Below are 814 nucleotides of genomic sequence, written 5' to 3'. Positions count from 1 at the left end.
CTCCCTACTCTAGGCGAATCACCAGCCAATGCGTATCTAATGCTTCCGCAAAGAGAAAGTGATGAATGGCCAAGCGTCTACATGCTTTCTACCCTATTACCCGGAGAGGAAAATACTCGTATCGACAGCGAAGGAACCGCAATCTCCCTGGTCATGCAAGCAATCCCTCAGGAGCTTTTACTAAACGCAGGAAGCGCAAGCGAAGTCAAACAAAGCGTTAGAAACAACTCCCTAGCGTTTATTGATAAATTTGAAACAATGATCGAAGCGAACCCTTATACTTTGCACCTCCACAATTTGAACAATGTCTATGACGAGATCTATCTTGGCGCAGTGCAGAGCAGTCTGGATGCCCTTAAAGCCTTAATGCCAACGCAGGATATTGAACTGGCCATCTCACGCACAAGCACAAACACAAACACAAACTATCGCTCGACTTCTTACGATGGCCCAAGCGATATGGATCTGCACGTAGTCTATGACGACCCAGCCCATACTCTGCTGGGCTTGTCTGTTAAACCAGAAAAAGAAAACAATCGTATTGCCTCGTACATAACCCTGGACAATGATACGAGCCTCTATGTTCGCCCCAGGATTTTTGATCTGGTGTCCGGTGGGGAATGGTATAGTGCCGACTTACCCGTAGGCATTATTAGTAAAGCTTTTGATGAACACTTGCTCGATCCGCAGCAAGGATTCTGGGGTGCCTATCAATCTAATGAACAATCCTTCGAAGTTGAGCATCGCGATGTGGTGGTAGATTTTGTCACCGCAGGAATTACAGGCATCGAGTTCGATGGCTACACCGAAAGTA

Annotated in this window: 1 protein-coding gene; it reads left to right on the top strand. The window is 46.7% G+C overall.

All coding sequences use genetic code 11. The features are described from left to right. Positions 1–39: 39 nt before the first annotated feature. The coding region (locus A3735_RS26245; RefSeq protein WP_156499936.1) for a hypothetical protein at positions 40–814 on the top strand (775 nt) is incomplete at its 3' end.

Source organism: Oleiphilus sp. HI0061 (assembly GCF_001635675.1).
The sequence above is the reverse complement of the archived record's forward strand: the minus strand, read 5'-3'. Positions and strand labels throughout refer to the sequence as shown.